At 69.6% G+C, this 4328-nt stretch carries 2 protein-coding genes and 1 pseudogene; all 3 read right to left on the bottom strand.

Translation table 11 applies throughout. The annotated features are described in order from the left end of the window. A partial coding sequence (gene pyrF / locus I5G_RS18025; protein ID WP_022880306.1) for an orotidine-5'-phosphate decarboxylase occupies positions 1-441 on the bottom strand: 441 nt, incomplete at its 3' end. Next, a pseudogene (gene carB / locus I5G_RS23440) lies at positions 438-3724 on the bottom strand (carbamoyl-phosphate synthase large subunit). The gene pyrF and the pseudogene carB, both read right to left, overlap by 4 nt. Next, positions 3717-4328 (bottom strand): gamma-glutamyl-gamma-aminobutyrate hydrolase family protein (locus I5G_RS18015; protein ID WP_022880305.1); only part of this gene is annotated, 612 nt, incomplete at its 5' end. The pseudogene carB and the gene I5G_RS18015, both read right to left, overlap by 8 nt.

Here is a 4328-nt window from a genome sequence, read left to right as displayed (position 1 = left end):
CTTGCCGTGGCGCACCGCGAGCGAGAGGGCCGCGCGCAGCGAATCGGCGCCGAGGTAGGGCGTCAGGGTCACGGCATCCGCCTCCAGGGGCGAACCGGGCTCGAGCCACGCCGAGGCGTAGCCCTCCATCGTCGTGCCGATGTCACCGCGCTTCGCGTCGGCGATGACGAGGAGCCCCGCGGCGCGTGCCGCGGCCATCACGTCCTCCAGCGCGGCGAAGCCTCTCGACCCGTAGCGCTCGTAGAACGCGACCTGCGGCTTGACGATGCCGACCCGCTCCGCGGCGGCCTCGACCACCCGTAGGCCGAAATCCCGCACGCCCTCGGGCGTGGCATCCAGCCCCCACGCCGACAGCAGTGCGGCGTGGGGGTCGATGCCGACGCACAGGGGACCCCGGGTCTCGAGGGCCGCCGCGAGCCGCTGGCCGAACGTCTCGCTCACAGGCGACCCGCGCGGTCGACGGCGTACTCCTGGAGGCTGCGCACCTCGAAGCCGTCCTTCATCGCGCCGAGCGCGCTCACGGCGGCACCGAGCACGGCCATCGTCGTGAACAGCGCCTTGTCGGCGGCCACGGCGGCGGCACGGATCTCGTACCCGTCCGCGCGCGCCGTGCCCCCGCTCGGCGTGTTGACGATCATGTCGATCTTGCCGTCGTTGATGAGGTCGACCACGTTCTGCTCGCCCGAGGCCTGCGTCTCCGAGTACTTCTCGACGACCTGGACCCGGATGCCGTTGCGGGCGAGGATCTCGGCCGTGCCCTGGGTGGCCATGAGCTCGAAGCCGAGCTCCTGCAGCCGGTGGGCGGGAAGGATGACCGCGCGCTTGTCGGCGTCGGCAACGGAGATGAACACCGTGCCGGAGGTCGGCATGCCGCCGTACGCGGCCTCCTGCGACTTCGCGAACGCTGTCGGGAAGTCGCGGTCGATGCCCATGACCTCGCCGGTCGAGCGCATCTCGGGTCCGAGCACCGAGTCGACGGTGCGGCCGTCGGCCGTGCGGAACCGCTTGAACGGCAGCACGGCCTCCTTGACGGCGACGGGCGCGTCGAGCGGCACGCGCGAGCCGTCGCTCTCGGGCAGCAGGCCCTCGGCGATGAGCTCGGCGATCGTGCTGCCGGCCATGATGCGGCTGGCGGCCTTGGCGAGCGGGATGCCGAGTGCCTTGGACACGAACGGCACGGTGCGGCTCGCGCGGGGGTTCGCCTCGATGACGTAGAGCACGCCGGCCGAGATCGCGAACTGCACGTTCAGCAGGCCGCGGACGCCGACGCCTCGCGCGATCGCGAGGGTCGCCTCGCGCACGCGGTCGACTTCGGTGCGGCCGAGACTCACGGGCGGCAGGGTGCAGGACGAGTCGCCGGAGTGGATGCCGGCCTCCTCGAGGTGCTCCATGACGCCGCCGATGTACAGGTCGGTGCCGTCGAACAGCGCGTCCACATCGAGCTCGATCGCGTCGTCGAGGAAGCGGTCGACCAGGAGCGGGAGGCCGGGGCCGATGATCGCCTGGTCGGCGACGCGGACGAAGTAGTCGCGCAGCGCCTCGGTCGAGTACACGATCTCCATGCCGCGGCCGCCGAGCACGAAGCTCGGGCGCACGAGCACCGGGTAGCCGATCTCCTCGGCGACCTGGACGGCCCCCTCGACGTCGATCGCGGTGCCGTTGCGGGGCGCGACCAGACCGGCGTCGTCGAGCAGGCGCGAGAACAGCTCGCGCTCCTCGGCGAGGTCGATCGCCTCGGGGCTGGTGCCGAGGATCGTGTAGCCCGCGGCCTCGATGCCCTTGGCCAGGCCGAGCGGCGTCTGTCCGCCGAGCTGGCAGACGACCCCGAGGATCTGGCCGGACCGGCTCTCGGCGTGCAGCACCTCGAGCACGTCCTCGAGCGTCAGCGGCTCGAAGTAGAGGCGGTCGCTGGTGTCGTAGTCGGTCGACACGGTCTCGGGGTTGCAGTTGACCATGATCGTCTCGTACCCGGCATCCGACAGCGCGAAGGAGGCGTGCACGCACGAGTAGTCGAATTCGACGCCCTGGCCGATGCGGTTCGGGCCCGAACCGATGATGACGACCTTGGTGCGGTCGGACGGCGTGACCTCGGTCTCCCAGTCGTAGCTGGAGTAGTGGTACGGCGTGAGCGCCGGGAACTCCCCCGCGCACGTGTCGACCGTCTTGTACACCGGACGCACGTCGAGCGCGTACCGGATGCCGCGCACCTCGGCCTCGTCGAGACCCCGCAGCTGCGCGATCTGGACGTCGCTGAAGCCGTGCTCCTTGGCGAGGCGGAGGGTGTCGGCATCCAGTTCGTCTGCCGTGCGGATGATCTCGGCGACCTCGTTGATGAGGACGATCTGGTCGATGAACCAGGGGTCCATCGCGGTCGCCTCGAACGCCTGCTCGGGCGTCGCGCCGAGGCGCAGCGCCTGCTGCAGCACGACGATGCGGCCGTCGGTCGGCGTCTTCGAGATCTCGAGGAGCTCCTCGACCGACCGCGACTCCTCGCCCCAGTGGAAGCTGGAGCCGCGCTTCTCGAGCGAGCGCAGCGCCTTCTGCAGGGCCGTCGTGTAGTTGCGGCCGATCGCCATCGCCTCGCCCACCGACTTCATGGTGGTGGTGAGGGTCGTGTCGGCGGCGGGGAACTTCTCGAAGTTGAAGCGCGGCACCTTCACCACGACGTAGTCGAGCGTGGGCTCGAAGCTCGCCGGGGTCACCTTCGTGATGTCGTTCGGGATCTCGTCGAGGCGGTAGCCGATCGCGAGCTTCGCGGCGATCTTCGCGATCGGGAAGCCCGTGGCCTTCGACGCGAGCGCCGAGGAGCGCGAGACGCGCGGGTTCATCTCGATGACGATGATGCGACCGGTCGCCGGGTCGACGGCGAACTGGATGTTGCAGCCGCCGGTGTCGACTCCCACCGCGCGGATGATGTCGATGCCGATGTCACGCATCTTCTGGTACTCGCGGTCGGTGAGGGTGAGCGCCGGCGCGACGGTGATCGAGTCGCCGGTGTGCACGCCCACGGGATCGACGTTCTCGATCGAGCAGACCACCACGGTGTTGTCGTGGGTGTCGCGCATGAGCTCGAGCTCGTACTCCTTCCAGCCGAGGATCGACTCCTCGAGCAGGACCTCGTGCGTCGGCGAGTCGTGCAGGCCCGCGCCGCCGATGCGGCGGAGGTCGGTCTCGTCGTACGCGAAGCCCGAGCCGAGGCCGCCCATCGTGAACGACGGACGCACGACGAGCGGGTAGCCCAGCTTCTCGGCGCCGGCGAGCAGCTCGTCCATCGAGTGGCAGATGACGGAGTCGGCGACGTCGGCGCCGGACTCGATCACGAGCTCTTTGAAGATCTGGCGGTCCTCGCCCTTGCGGATGGCATCGACCTTCGCGCCGATGAGCTCCACCCCGTACTTGACCAGGATGCCGCGGTCGTGGAGAGCCATGCCGCGTTTCAGGCCCGTCTGCCCACCGAGCGTGGGGAGGATGGCATCGGCTTCTCCTTCGCGATGATCGTCTCGATCACCTCGGGGGTGATCGGCTCGATGTACGTCGCGTCGGCGAAGTCGGGGTCGGTCATGATCGTCGCCGGGTTGGAGTTGACGAGGATCACGCGCACGCCCTCCTCGCGGAGGACGCGGCACGCCTGGGTGCCGGAGTAGTCGAACTCGCAGGCCTGACCGATGACGATCGGGCCGGAGCCGATGACGAGGACGGAGCGGATGTCGTCGCGCTTAGGCATTCTTCTTCGTCTCCTGAGTTGCGAGCACCATGTCGCGGAAGCGGTCGAACAGGTAGTTGGCGTCGTGCGGGCCGGCGGCGGCCTCGGGGTGGTATTGCACGCTGAACGCCGGGATGTCGAGGGCGCGCAGACCCTCGACCACGTTGTCGTTGAGGCCGATGTGGCTCACCTCGACGCGGCCGTAGCCGTGCGGGCTGTCGACGACCGCGTCCAGCGGCGCCTCGACGGCGAAGCCGTGGTTCTGCGACGTGATCTCGACGCGGCCGGTGGTCTTGTCGAGGACCGGCTGGTTGATGCCGCGGTGGCCGAACGGCAGCTTGTAGGTGCCGAAGCCGAGGGCGCGGCCGAGCAGCTGGTTGCCGAAGCAGATGCCGAAGAACGGCAGGCCCTCGTCGAGCACGGCGCGCAGCAGCTCGACGTGCTGGTCGCTCGCGGCCGGGTCGCCCGGGCCGTTGGAGTAGAACGCCGCGACGGGTTCGATCGCGCGGATCTCGTCGATCGACGCGGACTGCGGGAACACGTGCACGTCGAACCCGCGCGCGGCGAGGTTGTCGATCGTGGACTGCTTGACGCCCAGGTCGAGCACGGCGAGGTTGCCGATGCG

Origin of the sequence: Microbacterium sp. B19, from assembly GCF_000333395.1 — a bacterium.
GTDB lineage: Bacteria > Actinomycetota > Actinomycetes > Actinomycetales > Microbacteriaceae > Microbacterium.
This window is presented reverse-complemented; position numbering and strand designations above follow the sequence as displayed.